Source organism: Burkholderia sp. AU15512 (assembly GCF_002223325.1).
Lineage (GTDB): Bacteria > Pseudomonadota > Gammaproteobacteria > Burkholderiales > Burkholderiaceae > Burkholderia.
The window spans coordinates 264,169-281,616 of the sequence record NZ_NKEX01000005.1; the positions used below are offsets into that span (position 1 = coordinate 264,169).

Annotated in this window: 17 protein-coding genes; 2 read left to right on the forward strand and 15 right to left on the reverse strand. The window is 67.5% G+C overall.

All coding sequences use genetic code 11. From position 1 onward, the window contains the following. Window positions 1-7 precede the first annotated feature (7 nt). Window positions 8-619, forward strand: coding sequence for a trimeric intracellular cation channel family protein (locus CFB43_RS18730; RefSeq protein WP_089496077.1), 612 nt, complete (start codon window positions 8-10; stop codon window positions 617-619). 83 nt (window positions 620-702) lie between these two features. Here CFB43_RS18730 and CFB43_RS18735 read toward each other — a convergent pair whose 3' ends face one another. From CFB43_RS18735 to CFB43_RS18780, 10 genes are all read right to left on the reverse strand, one after another. Beyond that, window positions 703-1,089 (reverse strand): VOC family protein, encoded by a 387-nt coding sequence (locus tag CFB43_RS18735; RefSeq protein ID WP_089496078.1) that lies wholly within the window; start codon window positions 1,087-1,089, stop codon window positions 703-705. A gap of 107 nt (window positions 1,090-1,196) precedes the next feature. Beyond that, on the reverse strand, window positions 1,197-2,018 hold the full coding sequence (locus tag CFB43_RS18740) for a heme ABC transporter ATP-binding protein (protein ID WP_089496079.1): 822 nt from the start codon (window positions 2,016-2,018) through the stop codon (window positions 1,197-1,199). A gap of 19 nt (window positions 2,019-2,037) precedes the next feature. Beyond that, the gene (locus tag CFB43_RS18745) at window positions 2,038-3,126 is read right to left on the reverse strand and encodes a FecCD family ABC transporter permease (RefSeq protein WP_089496080.1); all 1,089 of its coding nucleotides are present in this window, start codon (window positions 3,124-3,126) and stop codon (window positions 2,038-2,040) included. A gap of 15 nt (window positions 3,127-3,141) precedes the next feature. Continuing rightward, on the reverse strand, window positions 3,142-4,059 hold the full coding sequence (locus tag CFB43_RS18750) for a heme/hemin ABC transporter substrate-binding protein (protein ID WP_089496081.1): 918 nt from the start codon (window positions 4,057-4,059) through the stop codon (window positions 3,142-3,144). Further along, the gene (locus CFB43_RS18755) at window positions 4,056-5,147 is read right to left on the reverse strand and encodes a hemin-degrading factor (protein ID WP_089496082.1); all 1,092 of its coding nucleotides are present in this window, start codon (window positions 5,145-5,147) and stop codon (window positions 4,056-4,058) included. Before CFB43_RS18755 ends, CFB43_RS18750 begins: the two co-directional genes overlap by 4 nt. 49 nt (window positions 5,148-5,196) lie before the next feature. Continuing rightward, window positions 5,197-7,464: a TonB-dependent hemoglobin/transferrin/lactoferrin family receptor gene (locus tag CFB43_RS18760; protein WP_089496083.1), complete on the reverse strand. Its 2,268-nt coding sequence runs from the start codon at window positions 7,462-7,464 to the stop codon at window positions 5,197-5,199. A 239-nt stretch (window positions 7,465-7,703) separates the two neighbouring features. Beyond that, window positions 7,704-7,931, reverse strand: a complete 228-nt coding sequence (locus tag CFB43_RS18765; protein WP_039350095.1) for a hypothetical protein — start codon at window positions 7,929-7,931, stop codon at window positions 7,704-7,706. Window positions 7,932-8,131: 200 nt separating this feature from the next. Next, a complete protein-coding gene (locus tag CFB43_RS18770) occupies window positions 8,132-8,515 on the reverse strand; it encodes a DUF6232 family protein (RefSeq protein WP_089496084.1) in 384 nt (127 codons plus the stop codon). A gap of 124 nt (window positions 8,516-8,639) precedes the next feature. Next, window positions 8,640-8,900: a DUF2866 domain-containing protein gene (locus CFB43_RS18775; protein ID WP_011353838.1), complete on the reverse strand. Its 261-nt coding sequence runs from the start codon at window positions 8,898-8,900 to the stop codon at window positions 8,640-8,642. Window positions 8,901-9,112: 212 nt separating this feature from the next. After that, complete coding sequence (locus CFB43_RS18780; protein ID WP_089496085.1) at window positions 9,113-10,270, reverse strand: porin; 1,158 nt, start codon at window positions 10,268-10,270, stop codon at window positions 9,113-9,115. Between the two features lie 307 nt (window positions 10,271-10,577). Between CFB43_RS18780 and CFB43_RS18785 the strand changes: the two genes are divergently transcribed. Continuing rightward, on the forward strand, window positions 10,578-11,384 hold the full coding sequence (locus CFB43_RS18785; protein ID WP_089428930.1) for a MetQ/NlpA family ABC transporter substrate-binding protein: 807 nt from the start codon (window positions 10,578-10,580) through the stop codon (window positions 11,382-11,384). Between the two features lie 133 nt (window positions 11,385-11,517). Here CFB43_RS18785 and CFB43_RS18790 read toward each other — a convergent pair whose 3' ends face one another. From CFB43_RS18790 to CFB43_RS18810, 5 genes are all read right to left on the reverse strand, one after another. Continuing rightward, window positions 11,518-12,633: a succinylglutamate desuccinylase/aspartoacylase family protein gene (locus CFB43_RS18790; protein WP_089496086.1), complete on the reverse strand. Its 1,116-nt coding sequence runs from the start codon at window positions 12,631-12,633 to the stop codon at window positions 11,518-11,520. A gap of 226 nt (window positions 12,634-12,859) precedes the next feature. Then, window positions 12,860-13,642, reverse strand: a complete 783-nt coding sequence (locus tag CFB43_RS18795; RefSeq protein WP_089428931.1) for an ABC transporter substrate-binding protein — start codon at window positions 13,640-13,642, stop codon at window positions 12,860-12,862. A gap of 227 nt (window positions 13,643-13,869) precedes the next feature. Then, window positions 13,870-14,790 (reverse strand): LysR family transcriptional regulator, encoded by a 921-nt coding sequence (locus CFB43_RS18800; RefSeq protein ID WP_179254853.1) that lies wholly within the window; start codon window positions 14,788-14,790, stop codon window positions 13,870-13,872. 221 nt (window positions 14,791-15,011) lie between these two features. Further along, entirely contained in the window at window positions 15,012-15,605 is a 594-nt protein-coding gene (locus CFB43_RS18805; RefSeq protein WP_089496087.1) for a hypothetical protein, read from the reverse strand. Between the two features lie 191 nt (window positions 15,606-15,796). Then, window positions 15,797-17,185 (reverse strand): NCS2 family permease, encoded by a 1,389-nt coding sequence (locus CFB43_RS18810; protein WP_089496088.1) that lies wholly within the window; start codon window positions 17,183-17,185, stop codon window positions 15,797-15,799. Between the last annotated feature and the right edge of the window lie 263 nt (window positions 17,186-17,448).

Sequence of the window (17,448 nt, forward strand, 5' to 3'; positions counted from 1 at the left end):
GCGCACCATGCATACGCTTTATCTGATTGCAATCGTCGCGGAAGCGATGTCGGGGGCGCTGATGGGCATGCGCCGCGGGATGGACCGCTTCGGGCTCGCACTCGTCGGCGCGGTGACGGCGCTCGGCGGCGGCACCGTGCGCGACGTGCTGCTTGGCCACTATCCGCTCGGCTGGATCGCGCATCCCGAGTACCTGGTGATCACGCTGGTCGCGGCAACCGTCGCGTCATGGGCCGCACGGCATGTCACGCGAATGAAGACGCTGTTCGTCACCGTCGACGCGATCGGCCTCGCGGCGTTCACGATCATCGGCTGCGACGTCGGCGCATCGACCGGCACCGCGCCGATCATCGTCGTGCTGGCCGGCGCGATTACGGGCGTCTGCGGCGGGATGCTGCGCGACCTGCTGTGCAACGAGATGCCGCTGATCCTGCGCGAGGAGCTGTATGCGAGCGTCGCGTTCGTTACGGGCGGGCTCTATGTCGGGATGCTGCATCTCGGCGTCGATGCGGGCTTCGCGACGGTCGTCGCGCTGGCGGCCGGCTTCTCGATGCGGATGCTCGCCGTGCGACTCGGCTGGAAGATGCGGACGTTCGGCGCGGCGGATCTCGAGCATTGAGCGGGGGCGCGCCGGTCGCGCGGCGCTGGGCGACGGCGATGCCGGCCGGGGCGTTTGAGTGAGCGCCCAGTCCGAACGGAACGTCAGTCGGCCTGCATCACCTGGAAGACGTTGCCTTCCGGATCGATGCCGTCGTACATCGTGTACGCGAACCCGTCGTAGCGCTTGAGATCGCGCACCGTCACGCCGCTGCCGGCCAGTCGATTGCGATGTGCGGCGATGTCCTGGCCGATCGAGAACACGAACTTCACGTGGCTGGATTCCGCGCGCGCTTCCGTGTGAGCCGTCACCGCGCGGCGGAACGCCGGGCCGGCGAGATGCAGCGCGAGCTCGATGGCGCCTGCGCCGAGCACGACCCACTCGTGTTCGATTTCCTCGATGACGGGTAGATCGAAATGCCGTTGGTAGAACGTCTTCAGTGTTGCGACGTCCTGGACGTACAGGATGATGCGGGTCATCGGAAGCGGCACGTGGGTCTCCTTGAAGGGGATGCGCGAAGCGCGAATGATGCGTTGTGAAAGTCGTTGCGATCGATCATGCGATGACATCGCGCGGCGTAATGCGCACGCCACACGCGCTACGCCGGCACCATCACCGGCGGCGCACCGTCGCCGGTTTCCACCATCTTCACCGCGAATCCGTAGCACCGCGCGATATGTGCCGGCGTCATCACGTGGCGCGGCGTGCCGTGCGCGACGATCGTGCCGTCGGCGAGCATCGCGATCGTATCCGCATGCCGCGCGGCGAGGTTCGGATCGTGCACGATCGCGAGCACGCCGAGCTGCCACTCGCGTGCCACGGCGCGCACGGTTTCGAGCAGGCGATGCTGATACGACAGATCGAGTGCGGCGGTCGGCTCGTCAAGCAGCAGGTAGCGCGGGCCGCTTTCCATCGCATCGTCGTCCGGCCACAGCTGCGCGAGCACGCGGGCGAACTGCACGCGCGCGAGTTCGCCGCCCGACAGCGTCGTGACGTCGCGGCCGACGAGCGCCTCGGCGCCCGCGCGTTCGAGCGCGCACCACGCGATGTCGCGATCGCGATGCGACGTCGCACCGCTGCGCCGCGCATGCGGATAGCGGCCGAGCAGCACGATTTCGTCGACGCTGAACGGGAACGCCGGCTGCGCGGCCTGCGGCAGCACCGCGCGCAGGCACGCGAGCCGCGGTGCGTCGATGTGTGCGAGCGGTTCGCCATTCAGCGTGATGTCGCCGGTCACGCGCACGCCGTTCGGCGCGACGCCGCCGGTGAGTTCGCCGGCGAAGGTCTTCAGCAGCGTGCTCTTGCCCGCGCCGTTGCGGCCGAGCAGCGCGGTGACGCGGCCGGGTTCGATCGACAGCGACAGGTCGCGCAGGATCGCGTTGTGTCGACGGGCGACGTCGAGGTGATGGGCGGTCAGCATGATCGTCGTGAAAGAAGGGTTAGCCGCCGAGCGCGCCGCGGCTCTTCCACAGCAGCGCGAGAAAGAACGGTGCGCCGAGCAGCGCGGTCAGTACGCCGAGCGGAATTTCGGCGGGCGCGGCAACAGTGCGTGCGGCGAGATCGGCGGCGAGCGTCAGCAGCGCGCCGAGCAGCGCGGCGCCCGGCAGCACGACGCGCTGGTCGGGGCCGCACGCGAGCCGCACGCAATGCGGCGCGACGAGCCCGATGAAGCCGATGATGCCCGCGCACGACACCAGCGCGCCGACCGCGAGCGCGACCGCGACGAGCACGCGCCGCTTCAGCCGCTGCACGGGCACGCCGAGGTGCAGCGCCTCGGTTTCGCCGAGCTGCAACGCGTTCAGCGCGTCGCGTTCACGCGCGAGCATTACACCGCCGATCGCGACGCACGGCGCGACGGCCGCCAGCGCGGACCATTGCGCGCCGCCGAGGCTGCCGAGGCTCCAGAAGGTCAGCGAGCGCAATTGCGCGTCGTCGGCGACGAACGTGAGGAGCCCGATCGCCGCGCCGACCAGCGCGTTGATCGCGATGCCGGCGAGCAGCAGCAGCGGCAGCGCGAGCCGGCCGCGCGACGCGGCGAGCCGGTAGACGAGTGCGGCAACCGCGAGCGCACCCGCGAACGCGGCGACGGGCAACGCGGCCGCGCTTACGTGCGAGGCAAAGAGCGCGGGGCCGAGCACGATCATCGTCGTCGCGCCGAGCGCGGCGCCGCTCGACACGCCGACGAGCCCCGGATCGGCGAGCGGGTTGCGGAACAGCGCCTGCATCGCGGCGCCGGTCGCGCCGAAGCCGCCGCCGACCAGCAACGCGAGCGCGACGCGCGGCGCGCGGATGTCGAACAGCACCGCGCGCGCCTGCTGCGCGGCCGCATCGCCGGTCAGCGCGGCCCAGGCTTCCGCGAGCGGAATGCGATAGGCGCCGACGCACAGCGCGACGACGGACATCGCGCATACGAGGCAGGCGAGCGCGGCCAGCGCGAACGGGGCGAAACGGCGCGACGTGCCGATGCGCGCGGCACCGGCGCTTGACGCGGGCGACGATGCGGGGAAAGGCGAAGCGTGAGCGGGCATCGGGGCAGTCCGGAATCAGGCGAGCGCATCCGACAGGCGTCGGTGCAGGGTCGTGACGGCGAGCGGCAGGCGCGGGCCGAAGCCGAGCAGGAACAGCGCGTCGAGCGCCACCACGCGCTGCGCGCGGCCGGCCGGCGTCGCGCCGAAGCCGGGCGTCGCGAGCAGCGCGGCGCGGCCGCCGACGGCCGCGAGCCCTTCGTCGGAGATCAGCACGACGTCGGGCGCGGCGGCGGCCAGCGCCTCGGTCGTCAGCGGCTTGTAGTGATCGAAGCCCTGCATCGCGTTGCGCGCGCCCGCGTAGCGGATCATCGCGTCGGCGGCCGTGCGCTGGCCGGCGACGAGCGCCTGGTTGCCGGTATGGTTCAGCACGAACAGCACGCGCGGCGGCTGCGCGCCGCCGGGCGCACGGGCGGCGACCGCCTCGCGCGCGGCCTGCCAGTCGCGGTCGAAACGTTGCAGCAGCGCGGTGCCCGCGTCGCGCACGTCGAGCGCCTGCGCGACGCCGGTGATCTTCGCGCGCACCGATTCGACGTCGTGGCGTTCATCGAACGTCGTGACGGCAACGCCGGCGTTCTTGACTTGCGCGATCGCGGTGGGCGGGCCGGCTTCGGCCGATGCGAGCACGAGATCGGGCCGCAGCGACAGCAGCCCCTCGGCCGACAGCGCGCGCTGGTAGCCGACCTTCGGCAGCCGCTTCGCGGCGTCGGGGTACGTGCAGGTCGTGTCGGCGCCGACGAGCCGGTAGCGCGGCGTTTCCGCGCCGCCGAGCGCGAACGAAGTTTCCGCGAGTGCGCCGCCGATCACGACCACGCGTTTCGGTGCGGCCTGCGCACCCTGGGCGAGCACGCTGCCGGGCAGCGCGCCCACGAGCGCGCCGGCCGCCGCGCTCGCCAGCACCGCGCGGCGGCGCGGATCGAACGGTCGCGCGCTCACCGCGCGCCTCCGCGTGCCGCGGCCGGCAGCGTCGCGACGAGCGCGCGCCAGTCGTCGCGTTCGACCTTGCCGGGCTTGCGCTCGCCGAACAGCAGCGCGACGTGGTCGCCCTGCCGGTCGAACAGTTCGAGCGACGTGACGATGCCGTCGCTCGTCGGCTTCTTCACGACCCACGCGGCGGCGATCAGGTCTTCGCGCACGTGCAGGTTGAAGCCCGGGTCGAGCACGTTGATCCACGCGCCGACCTCGCGCACGTTCGCGACGGGGCCGGTATGGATCTGGATCATCCCCGCGTTGCCGACGAACACCATGATCGGCTGGCCGCTCCGAGCGGCCTGCTGGAGCACGTGCCGCAGCGCATGCGTGGTTTCGACCGGATACGCGTATTGCGGATCGGCGAGCCGCAGCGCCTGCATGCGGCTCACGCCGAAGCGCTGCGTGATGCCGAAGAACTGGTGTGTGTCGGTCATCGCGTCCCACGCGGCGCGGAAGCCCGCGACGTCGATCTCGGTGTCGGCGCGCTCGGGCGTTTTCGGCGCGGCGGGCGCAACCTCGAGGCCCGGCTCTTGCGACGGCGCACGCCAGCGCTCGACGAACGCGTCGTACGCGGCGTGGTCGCTGTGCGCGCGCAGGTAGACCTTGTGGATCGCATGACCCTGCGCGTCGAAGAACTGCAGGCTCTTCAGCGGGCCGTGCGCGGTCTCGTCGCGCACCGCGAATGCCGATACCCAATGACGATAGAAGATGCGCAAGTCGATATCGCCGAGCGCGAGGCCGACGGGACCGTCGTGGCTCATCTGCGCGTATTCGCCATCCTTTTCGTGGACGGCCGTGTCGTTGCGCGTGAGCGCCATCACGCGGCCGAGGCGCGGCATTTCCTCGAACATCGCCGGAAAGCGCGCGTCGAGCCGCACGACGTGCTCGCCGACGAACGCGGCGAGCGCCTCGCCTTCGCTGACGCCGAGCGCCTGCGCGACGTCGCGGTTGCGCAGCTGGCGCTCGGTCTTGAGCTGGATGAACGCGTCGCGCAGCGCGGCGGCTGCGCGGGCCGGCGTGGCCGGTTGACCGGGAAGGGCGGATTGCATCATGTCGGACTCCTTCAAGTAACGGTTGGGGTGGCAGCGCGGGCGGCGCGCATCAGAAATCCACTTTCATGCTGACGGCGACCGTGCGACCGGACGACGTATAGGCGTCGAGCACCTGCGAATCGGCGGCGATGCCGCGCACGTCCGACCAGTTCCAGTACTTGCGGTCGAACAGGTTGCGGATGCCGATCGTCGCACTCACGTGCTTGTTGAAGCGATAACCACCGCGCAGGTCGACGACGAACGACGACGGCGGCGAGAAGCACGCCTTGTTCGAGCAGTCGGACTTGTCGATGTCCTTGTCGCGTTTCGCGGCCTGGAACAGCAGGTCGGTCTGCACGTACCAGCGCTCGGTCGGCTCGTAGCGCACGCCGAACACGGCCGAGAACGGGTTGACGGTGTTCAGCGGCTGGCTGGCCGCGCCGTCGTTCTGCGTCGAGCCCTTCGTGAACGCCATCGCCGTCTTCAGCGTGATGCCGTTCGGCATCACCCATTCGGCGCGGCCTTCGAGGCCATGAATGCGTGCGTCGGCGAAGTTCACGTACTGGAACACGAACGGGTCGGTGGGCCGGCCGCTGCCGGCGATCGTCGTGCGCGAGATGAAGTTGCGGTAGCGGCCCGTGAACGCGGCGGCGCTGTAGCGCACGACGCCGTAGCCGGTGCCGGCCTTGCCGCGCAGGCCGGCTTCGAACGTGTCGCTCGTCTCGGGCTTCAGGTTCGGATTGCCGATCGACGTGTAGCCGTACACCGGGTTCGAGAAGCTGCTGTTCACCTGGTCGGGCGTCGGCGCGCGGAAGCCGTGCGCGTACTGCACGTACGGAATGACCGCGGGCGTGATCTCGTAGAGCACGGCGACACGCGGCGACAGTTCGTTCGCGCTCGTCGATACCGCCTTGCCGGTGAACAGCGGATCGTTGGCGGTCGGGCTCAGCCGGTACGTGTCGAAGCGCAGGCCCGGCGTGACGAGCAGGCGGCCGTAGCCGATCTGGTCCTGCACGAACGCGCCGAACAGCGTGTAGTCGGTGTCGGGGAACGCCTTGTTCGGGAACGCCTCGCCGACGCCCGGCACCGTGCCGTCGCGCAGGTTCGTCACGCGCGACACGCTGCCGTCGACGCCGTAAAGCAGCTTGTGCGCGAACGGGCCGGTCGCGAAGCCGCTTTCGGCGAACGCGGAGCCGCCGAACGTGCGCTCCTTGTACTGGTTGTCGCGCGAACGCGAAGCCGCCCGGCCGCGCGTCTCGAACGCGTACTGGTCCTGCTTCGCGTCCTGGTAGTAGAACTGCACGTGCGCGGTCTGGAACCAGCGGAACGCGTCATCGCGGAAATCGTAGTCGACGCTGAAGCGGTTGCGCTCGAGCCGGTCGTAGGTCGTGAGGCCGAGCGTGGTCGGCGGGCTGATCGCCGACAGCACGTCGGTGCTCACGCGCCGCTGCACCGTTTCGGCGGTGAACTTGATCGTGTCGCGCGTGGTGGGCGTCAGCACGAGCTTGCCGAGCAGCGATTCCGAATAGACGTCCTGCGGGTTCGACGTGGTGCGCAGCGTGCTCGCCGAGTTGTTGCTGCCGCGCGTGTCGACCTCGTGGCCGCGCCGGCCGTCGGCGATGATCATCCCCTGCACGCGATCGTTGCCGCCCGTGGCCGACACGGTCGCACCGACGCTGCGGTCGGCCGAGTCGTAGCTCGGCCGGAACGAGAAGTAATAGGGTTTGTTGTAGATCGACAGCAGGTCGCGCGGATCCTTCGTGATGAAGTTCACTGCGCCGGTCAGACCGTCGCTGCCGTATAGCGCCGAAGCCGGCCCGCGCAGGATCTCGATGCGCTTGAGCGTGTCGAGATCGGCGTAGTCGCCGCGCCCCGCTTCGAGCGGGCCGAACGAAAACGCGTTCGGCAGGCGGATGCCGTCTTCCATCAGCAGCACGCGATTGCCTTCGAGGCCGCGGATGTTGATGCTCGAATCGCCGTCGCGGCCGCCGCCGAGCGCGGCGCTGCCGGGCCGGTACGCGGTGCGGCGCACGGTGACGCCCGGCTCGTAGCGCAGCGCGTCCTTGATGTTGGTGGCTTGCTGTTCTTCCAGATCCTCGTCGGTGATCACCGACACGGACGCCGCCGTGCGGCTCGCGGCCGTGGCGGTGCGGTTGGCCGTGACGGTGACGGGATCGAGCAGCGCCGCATCGCCGCGCGTGGACGCGGCGACGAGGAGGGCGGCAGGCGGGTGGGCGCCTTGCGGCGTCGAATCGGCGTGAGCCGTGGCGGCGGACAGGCCGAACGCGCCGAACAGCGCGGCACAGATCGGCCGCCGCGCCAGCGTATAGCAATGCACAGGTGGTCTCCCATTGATGATGACAAGCCCGAAGGCTGGCTGGGTGACGCGTTCACCTGGCTGGCCCGCCCGCGCACGGAAGGCGGCGAGCGGCGAATTGAAAGGCAACTGATAATTTTGCCAGTGTAAATGAGAATTATTATCAATACAAGAAAGGAAAGCGGCTCGCGTGGGTGAGCGCTTACCTGTGCGGCTCGGGTGAGCCGCGGCGGGAAATTCGGGAAAAACGCGGGCGCTGGCTAGGCCAGCGCTTCGATGCGGATCAGCAGGTTGCGCGCATGCGTGATGAACGCGTCATGCGTCGCGCGATCGCCGTGGCCTTCGAGGCCGGCCTGCTCGGCGAACGCGATCTGTTCGGTGTAGAGGTCGACGAGCGCTCGGCGTGTGTCAGGGGGAAGCGCGCGGATCATCGACACGATCAGCAGTTCCTGCGCGCGAAGCGTGCCGGACAGCGTCTGGACGTTCATGCTGGCCTCCATCGGACGATGCGGCGGCGAGCCGCTCTTTCCATACTAGGCGGTCGGCGGTCGCAGCGCAGGCGCGGTGTTGGCGACGAGGCGGCGGAATGCGATTCGACGCGGTAATCGACGCTGCCGTTGCGCGGCGCGAAACGCGCCACGCGTGCCCAGAACACCGCGAATCGAAGCGTGCAGGGAAGCGAACGGAATCAGCCGGCCGCTTTCGTCGCCTGCGCATCGCGCACGACCTGCGCGACGCGTTCGACGAACTCGACGTCGACGCTCGACAGCGCTTCGCGCTTGCCGTCGGGCATCTCCACCATCAGGCGATACGTGACGTCCTGCGTGGCCCAGGCGAGATAGCCGACGACGGCGAGCATCACGCCGACGACGAGCGCGGCGCTCGATCCGGCGATGCCGCCTGCGACGGCGACGGCCGCGCCGATCAGCGAGATCAGCGACGGCACGAGGCGGTTCTTCGGAATCTTGACGACATCGACCTGGCGGATGTCACGGAGTGCGAATACCTGCCCGGCGGCCGACAGGCCGTTGCGCGTGATCATCACGCCACGTTCGTTGAATGCGTTTTCCATCGTGTGTTGCGTGGACGAAAACGCGCAGCGTAGCAGGTTTCGTTGCGGCATCAAACGAGACCGACTGCCGCACGATGGGTGCGGCGCGGGTGAAACCGGGCAAGCGGATGGAGCGGGTAGGCGTTCAGAACTGCAGGCGGCCGTCGCCGTAAAGCCGGCCCGGCACGTGCGAGGCGACGACCTCGGCGATCTCTTCGTCGGTCGATTCGGCCGGCACGATCTGGCGCCGCGCGGGCGCGTCGAGATGCATCGTCCATTCGACGAGGCGATACGGCCGGCCCCACGGGCGCTGCATTTCGACCGATACGCGGCAGCTCTGGACCGGCATCGAGTGTTGGCACGTCAGAATCGCGTGCAGATGGCTGAAAACGGTATCTTCGATCATCATGGCCTCCGATCCTGTCTTGTCTTGTGGGCAATCGATGGCGGCGCCGTCGGCGGTTCAAAAAAAAAGCCGCCGATGTTCAGGCGGCCAACAGGGGGGGTGAGAGCATCCTCTCAGCCCAGAATTAAGCGAAACTTAAAAGCCCATAAAAAAGCGCCCCGCGTGGAGCGGGGCGCTTCTTGCCGTCGTGATCCGCGTGTTAAGCGGATGCTTTAGAACTTGTGACGGATACCGATACGTGCGGCGATCTGGTTCTTCGAACCCGTGCCCGACGTATTGAAGTAGCTCGTGCTCGAGCCGATCTGCGCTTGCACGCCCTTGCCCGACGCTTGCTGGTACACGACCAGGCCGTACACGTCCGTACGCTTGCTGAGTGCGTAGTCGGCGATACCGTTGACCTGGTTCCAGTGCCACGAGTTGCCGCTCTGCGTGGCGTTCGTGTACGTGTAGCCGAGGCCGCCCGACAGCGCCGGCGTGAAGGCGTACTTCGCGCCTGCTTCATACGCGTTGTAGAACGTGCCGCCCGCGCCCGACACGGTCGAGAACTGCGTACGCGTCCACAGCAGCCATGCCGTTGCCGGGCCCCAGACGTAGCGGCCACCGACGCCGTACGTACGCAGGTCGCGGACGTTGCCCGTTGCGATATTCGCGATCGTCGTCGAGAAAGCCGGCGTCGACTGGCTCGGGAAGCGGATGTCCGTGTACGCTGCGCCCAGCGAGAACGGGCCGTTCGCGTAGTTCAGGCCGAAGCTGTATGCGCGCGACGAGCCTGCCGTCGTCGTCGTGCCCGTCGTCGTCGCCGGTGCGCCTGCGAAGTCCGTCGAGTTCGAGAAGCCGTACAACGCGCCGAACGTGAAGCCCGAGTAGTTCGCGCTCTGGAACTTCACGGCGTTGTTGATGCGGCTCGACGTGAGCTGGTCGAGGTCGTTCACGTGGTACGCGTAGTTACCCGCGACCGTGTTGCCGCCCGTCGAGTAGTTCGAGCCGAGGATGTCGGTCGAGAACGAGTACTGGCGGCCGAACGTGACCGTGCCGTATTGCGACTGGCTCAGGCCGACGTAAGCCTGGCGGCCGAAGATCGCGCCACCCTGGCCGAGCGTGCCGTTACCGCTGTTGAAGCCGTTTTCGAGCACGAAGATCGCCTTCAGGCCGCCACCGAGGTCTTCGGTGCCGCGCAGGCCCCAACGGCTGCCCTGGGCAACGCCGTCGTCGTACTTGAACAGCTTGCCCGTACCGCCGTTGGCGGTCTTGCTGTGGTTCACGTAGCTGATACCGGCATCGATGACGCCGTACAGGGTCACGCTGCTTTGTGCGTGCGCCGTGCCGGCCGTTGCTGCCAGAGCGGCGATGGTCAACAGTTTCTTGTTCAAAGGGTTCTCCGAGCGAATAAATGGCGTGTCCAGTTGCGGTTCCGGCGCTCTCTATGGGCGCTTTCACGGACCGGCGGCAACTTTATCGAGGGGCCACGTAATGAATATGACAGCGACTGTCATATGAAGAATCTGTGGCGTCGATGCGACACCGAATTCTGCCCGGTTGTATAGCCGGTGGTTATACCGATTCAGACTGAGATTCGACCGGAATCAGGAATATGCACATGAAATAAGCTTGGTTGGCGGCGTTCCGGCCCCATGCCACGATCCGTGTTCCAACAAACGACACGGGACAGAGGACACCATGCGACGTTCATTCCTGACCGGCCTCGGCGCACTCGCCGCCGCGCTGGCATTCGCGGCGCCCGGCGCGCACGCCGACCCGCAAACGCTGAAAATCGGCACGATGAGCGGCCCCGACGCCCAGATCTGGACCGAGGTGACGAAGGTCGCCGCGCGCGAAGGTCTCGCGATCAAGGTCATCGAATTCAACGACTACGTGCAGCCGAACGCGGCGCTCGATTCCGGCGATCTGGACGCGAACGGCTTCCAGCACCAGCCGTTCCTCGACAGCCAGATCAAGCAGCGCGGCTACAAGATCGTCAACGTCGGGCTCACGTACACGGCGCCGATGGGTTTCTACTCGAAGAAACTCAAGTCGCTCAAGGACTTGCCGGTGGGCGCGAAGGTCGGGATCCAGAACGATCCGTCGAACGGCAACCGCGCGCTGTTGCTGCTCCAGAAGTACGGGGTGATCAAGCTGAAGCCGGGCGTCGGCGCGAACGGCGTGAATGCGACGCCGCTCGACATCGCCGAGAACCCGAAGAAGATCAAGATCGTCGAGCTCGATTCCGCGCAGCTGCCGCGCGCGCTGCCCGACGTCGATGCCGCGTCGATCAACACCGACTATGCGGTGAAGGCCGGGCTCACGCCGGTGAAGGATGCGATCGCGATCGAGGATCTGCGCGGGCCGTACGCGAACCTGATCGCGGTGCGCGCGCAGGACAAGGACAAGCCGTGGGTGAAGAAGCTCGTCGCGGCCTATGAATCGGACGACGTGCGCAAGTTCATCGACCAGAAGTTCGGCGGCGCGATCATCCCGGCGTTCTGAACGTTTTCACGTACCAGATGGCCGGATATCGACGATCCGGAAAGCCAATCGCCCGCGCAAGCGGGCGATTTCGTTGGTGCGGGCGGGTATGCGCGATACGTGCGCGCCGTGCTCCGGCGCGCACACCGGCCGCTCAGGCCGACAGCAGCGAACCCGTGCGGATCGCGGTCGCGCCGGCAATCCGCGCGACTTCCATGCCGGCTGTGGCGAAGCGCACGATCTGGCGCGCGTACAGCACGCCCGACACGCTGCTCTTCAGCGTGACGACGCGATCGGTCAGCGGATCGACGATGTCGGCCACGGCCTGGCCGGCCTCGATCATCACGCCGACCGGCGTGCGGAACACGATCACGCCCGACACCGGCGCGACGAGCGGATCGGTGCCCGCGAGCGGCGTGGCCGGATGCGCGAGCGGCGGCAGCGGCGCCGGCGTGCCGTCGACGACCCCACGCTCGGTCAGGTATTCGACGATCGCCTGTGCGTCCTTTTCGGCGAACTCGTACGACACGTCGCGCTCGCTGCGCAGCTCGATCGTGACGGAAATCGCGCCGTTCGGGATCGGGAAGCGGTCGCCGAAGCGGCTGCGCAGATCCGACCAGCAGAAGCTGTGGATCTCGTCGAACGGGTTGCCGACCGAATTCAGCGCGAGCAGCGACGCCTGCGCGTCGAGGTAGCGCGACAGCGGCTCGACGTCCGGCCACAGATCGGGATTCGTGTAGAGGTGCATCACCGCATCGCTGTCGCAGTGCAGGTCGAGCACGATATCGGCGTCGAACGACAGCTTCTGCAGCGCGAGGCGTTGCGAGTCGAGCTCGGTGCGCGGCTTCTGCTCGTCGAGCGCTTCGCGCATCGCGGCGCGCACGGCGACGAGGTTGTGCTGCGCGTCGTGGGTCAGGCGGTGTTCGACGCGCGGCAGCACGAGCGCCGCGAGATCGTAGAAATTGCGGTTGAAGTTCTGCATCGAGCCGAGCTCGAAGCGGCCGAGGTGATCGCCGAACACGTGTTGCGACAGGCCGATCGGGTTCGGCACCGGCACGATGACGACTTCGCCGCGCAGCTTGCCGGCCGTCTCGAGCGCGGCGATCTTGCGGCGCAGCAGCGTGGCGACCAGCATGCCGGGCAGTTCGTCCGCGTGCAGCGAAGACTGGATATAGACCTTCTTGCCGCCGCGCGGGCCGTAGTGAAAGCTCGTGATCTGGCGTTCGGTACCGACGGCGGGGGAAATCAGCGGATGGGTCTGCGTTTGCATGATGGGGGAGTGCGGCGCAGCCGCGAATGATCCGGTGTGCGTGGAAGATCGATTGTACGTTGCCTTCCTCGCCGCCATCAAACCGGCGCCAGAACACGCCGTTTCCCTTTGAGAATCATCAGGTTGGGGCGGAAAAAATAACGCTGCCGGCACGGCCCGCGCAAAAAAAACGGGCTCCTTGCGGAGCCCGTTCGTGCCGAAGCGAAGCGTGCGCTTGCCGGGCGGATTACTTGCCGTAGACGTCGAAATCGAAGTACTTCTTCGCGATCTTGTCGTACGTGCCGTCCTTGCGCATGCCGGCGATCGCGCCGTCGATCTTCGCCTTCAGGTCGGTGTCTTCCTTGCGCAGGCCGATGCCGGCGCCGTTGCCGAGCGTCTTCGGATCGTCGATGTCCTTGCCGGCGAAATCGAAGTTCGCGCCGCGCGGGGTCTTCAGGAAGCCGATTTCAGCTTGCACCGCGTCCTGCAGCGCGCCGTCCAGGCGGCCAGAGATCAGGTCGGCGTAGACCTGGTCCTGGTTCTGGTAAGGCACGACGTTCACGCCCTTCGAGGCCCAGTACGTCTTCGCATAGGTTTCCTGGATCGTGCCCTGCTCGACGCCGACCGACTTGCCCTTCAGCGATTCGGCCGTCGGCATCAGGCCGGTGCCCTTCTTCGTGACGAGGCGCGTCGGCGTGTTGAACAGCTTCGCCGAGAAGGCGATCTGTTCCTGACGCGCCGGCGTCATCGACATCGACGACAGCACGCCGTCGAACTTGCGGGCCTTCAGCGCCGGAATCATCCCGTCGAAGTCGTTTTCGATCCACACGCACTTCGCGTTCATGCGGCGGCAGATTTCGTTGCCGAGGTCGACGTCGAAACCCACAACCTTGCCGTCGGCGCCTTTCGATTCGAAAGGCGGGTAGCTTGCGTCGACGCCGAACCGCACGGTCGTCCAGTCCTTCGCATACGCGGTGCCTGCCGATACGGCGAGCAGGGCTACGGTCACAGCCGCAAGAATCTTTTTCACTCGGTGACTCCTCGTTTTGTTCGATGGGTGCGCGGTTGTGCCGCGCCGTAAGCCTTCGGCCCGGCGCGGCTTCGCGACAGGCTGTCCGTTTCGCCCACCCGATGCGGGCGCGCGACGTGCGGAAGATTATCAAGACAAAATACCGGCAGGGCGCCTAGGACAAGCCCCGATACCGGGCCCGGCGGCGGCGCATGAGGGGGCGCCGCCGTTTCAGACACAGGAACGATTCAGCCGAGCGTTTCGTTGACCGCGCGCTGCAGGCACGTGACGAATTGCGTGACGGCCGGCGTGGGCAGCAGGTCGCGCCGCGCGATGATCGACAGGTCGAAGCGCGGCATGGCTTCGTCGAGTTCCGCCGTGCGGATGCCCAGCGGCGCGACCATCGCGGCGAGCGGGCGCGTGAAGCAGCCGATCACGTCCGAGCGCGCGACGAGCCCGAGCGTCACCGCGAACGACATCGGCGAGCGCAGCAAACGTTTGGGCAGCGGCAGCCCGTGCGCCTCGAACATCCCGACCATCACACTGTGCGGAAACTGCTCGGCGCCGACAGTGACGATCCACTCGGCATCGAGCAATGCCTCTAACCGGCGTGCATGCGCAAGCGGGTGGCCTTCGCGCATCACGACGGTGAATTCGGTCGACAGCAGCGGCAATTGCGTGAAATCGCGGTCGAGCGCGGGCACGTGGTGCATCGCAGCGATATCGAGCGTGCCGTTGCGCAACTGCGCGAGCGCGTCGGGCACCGTCACTTCCTCGAGATGCAGGCTCACGTTCGGCATCGACTGGCGGAACGCCGTCACCGCGTGCGGCAGCGCGGTCAGCGCGATCGACGGCATCGTGCCGACCGCCACGCGCCCCGACATCTCGCCTTTCACCTGCTCGACGGCCTCGACCGTGCGGCGGATATCGCCGAGCAACTGCTCGGCGCGCGGCAGCAGCGCGTGGCCGCACGCGGTCAGCTCGACGCCGCGTACGCTGCGCGCGAGCAGTTCCGCGTTGAGCGCCGTCTCGAGCTCGCGGATCGTGTGCGTGACCGCGGGCTGCGTGACGCCGAGTTCGCGCGCGGCGGCGCGCAGGCTCTTGTGATGCGCGGCGGAGACGAACGCCTGGAGCTGCGCGAGGTTCAGGGGGTTACGGATGCGGGTCATCGGTCGGGTCCGGTTGGCGCGATGCTGCGGCGGGCGATAGGGTGTGGCGGAATTTGATTGCAATCCTGACGGTTGCGTGCGCATGGGTTTATGCCACCTTGGCTCGGGCATGCGGCAGGTGCGGTTGCGGCCGCGACGGCGATCGTCGTCGGGCGGGGCGTGATCAAGCCGTTTTGATGCGGATAGCCTGCACGTGCCGCAATGGCAGGTGCGGCGACGCCCTACGCCAGCGCCATTTCGACAGCCGTCAGCGTGCGGCGCCGAATCCAGCCGCTCGCCATCCGGATCGCGAGCCAGTACGGCATGAACAGCAGCCGCGTGCGGGCGGTCGGGCAATGCACGAAGGTTTCGGTGCGCAGCAGGTGCGCACCCGACGCGAGCCCGACGACTTCGAAGCGGAGCACCAGCTTCGCATCGCGCGGATCGTCGTGCCGCACGAACGCCGCCGCGTCGGCGATCCTCAGTACGCCGAGATCCGGGCGCCAGAAGCGGCCGACGAGGCCGAGCGACAGCGACGTTTCGTCGCGATGCAGCGGCGTGAACGCATGGAGGCCGAAGCGTTCTCGTTCGACGCGTGTGGCGCCGGAGCGCAGCGATGCGGCAACGGCTGCCGGGAATTCGCGGACGTTGAGCAGCGCGTCGACGATCGGATCCGTGCGCATGTCGAGCGTGGCGACCGTGTCGATGATGCGCGCCGGCGCGGCATCGATCGGCTTCGATTCGTGCACTTCGTGGAAGCCGAACGACGGGATGAACGGCGGCTTGCGCGCCAGCGTCCGGGTGCTCGATTCGGAAACGATGCCGAACGCGTTCATGGGGGCCCCCAAAGGCAAAGTCCGATCGTAGCACCGGGGGCGGATTCGCGCCGCACTGCGCCCCATCAACAAAAAAAGCCTGGAAACTTGCGTTCCCAGGCTCGGAGACCATCAACGATGATGGTGGAGGAGACGATGTCGTCCCGATGCGCGCCGTCCTTCTGCCGGCGACGTCGCGCACGATTCGCTGATCAGATCGCCCAGCCGCCGAGATAGAACGTGACGAGCACGGCGGCGATGAGCACGGTGCCGATGTTGAGCTTGCGGAATTCACCGCTGGCGATGCGGCCGATCACGAGCGTCGAGAAGCCGAGCATGATGCCCGTCACGATGTTCGCGGTCAGCACGATGAACACCGCGCACACGAGGCCCGACATCGCGTCGACCATGTCGTCCATGTGCAGCTTGCTCACGCTGCCGAGCATCAGCAGGCCGACGTACATCAGTGCCGGTGCGGTGGCGTACGACGGCACGAGGCCCGCGAGCGGCGAGAAGAACATCACGACGAGGAACAGCAGGCCGACCACGGCGGCCGCGAGGCCCGTCTTCGCGCCGGCGGCCACGCCGACGCTCGACTCGATGTAGGCTGCCGCCGGCGCACCGCCGAGGAAGCCGGAGAAGATCGAGCTGAGCGAATCGGCGGTCAGCGCACGGCCGCCGTTGATGATGCGGCCGTTCTCGTCGAGCTGGCCGGCCTGGCCCGCGACCGCGCGGATCGTGCCGGTCGCGTCGAACACGGCGGTCATCACCAGCGCCAGCACGCTCGGCAGCACGGCCATCGACAGCGCGCCCTTGATGTCCATCGCACCGATCAGCGACGCATGGCCCGGTGCGCTCAGCGACGGCAGCGCGAAGATGCCGTGGTATTTCACGCTCGGATCGAAGATCAGCCCGAAGATCGAGATCGCGATTACGACGAGCAGGATGCCGCCCGGCACGCGACGCTTCTCGAGGCCGAAGATCGCGGCGAGGCCGATGATCGACATGATGACCGGGAACGCGGTGATCTGGCCGAGCGAGACCGGCAGGCCGGCGCCCGGGTTCTTGATCACGAGGCCGACGTCGTTCGATGCGATCAGCAGCAGGAACAGGCCGATGCCGATCCCGGTGCCGTGCGCGACGCCCGCGGGCAGGTTGCGCAGGATCCACGAACGCACGCCGGTCACCGAGATGCCGGTAAACACGAGGCCCATCAGGAACACGGCGCCGAGCGCGACCGTCGGCGACAGCCCCTTGCCGAGCACGAGGCCGAACGCGGTGAACGCGGTCAGCGAGATCGCGCAGCCGATCGCGATCGGCAGCTTCGCCCACAGGCCCATCAGCAGCGAACCGAACGCGGTCGTGAGGCAGACCGCGACGAACACGGCGCTCGTGTCGAAGCCGGCCTTGCCGAACATGCCGGGCACGACGAACACGGAATAGACCATCGCGAGGAAGGTCGTGACGCCGGCAATGATCTCGCGGCGCTGCGTGCTGCCGCGCGACGAAATGTCGAAGTACCGGTCGATGACTCCCTTGGTGCCAAAGTCAGTTTCTTCCGCGCCGACGCCGACCGTCGGCTGCACCGGGGTATCACTCATGAGCTTGCTCCTTTATCAGCATGCTGAAACGGCCCGTAGCGAACCGTCGTCAGGGTGTCTCGTATCTAGTTGGGATTGTCGGCAACGTCGTGGGGACGAATGACGCGTGATCCGTGTCGTTCCGTGCGAATCGAAACGATCGCGTGGGTGTCGCGTCGTGCGACGCGTTGTGGTGTCGACCCCGTCACGTGTGCTTTGCCGTAGCGAAGGTTAGGCGAACCGCCCATCACGTCCCATTGGGGGAAGAGCATGCAGCGCATGTC